This window comes from Paraburkholderia sp. SIMBA_053 (assembly GCF_046534895.1).
In the GTDB taxonomy this organism is placed as follows: Bacteria; Pseudomonadota; Gammaproteobacteria; order Burkholderiales; family Burkholderiaceae; genus Paraburkholderia; species Paraburkholderia caledonica.
In genome coordinates, this window is the sequence record NZ_JAWRXU010000882.1 from 1 (window position 1) to 264 (window position 264).

The 264-nt window shown below is 70.5% G+C and carries 1 protein-coding gene; it reads right to left on the reverse strand.

All coding sequences use genetic code 11. From position 1 onward, the window contains the following. Positions 1-4: 4 nt before the first annotated feature. The coding region (locus tag SB753_RS38140; protein WP_410805301.1) for a rod shape-determining protein at positions 5-264 on the reverse strand (260 nt) is incomplete at its 5' end.

The following is a 264-nucleotide window of genomic DNA, read 5'->3' on the forward strand; positions in this document are numbered from 1 at the left end:
TGCGTCAGTCGTACGCGCCCATATCGAGCAGGCCTGCGCTCGCCGCCGCACCGGCACCGCGCACGGCACACGTGAGCGGCTCGTCGGCGACGCGCACGTCCAGACCCAGTTCATTGCTGAAATAGCGCGCAAGATTGCCGAGCAGCGCGCCGCCGCCCGTCAGCACGATGCCTGCGTCCGCGATATCGGTGACGAGTTCGGGCGGCGCGTTTTCCAGCGCGGCCTTCACGGCGACCAGCACCTGGCGCAGCGGCGCGGCGATGG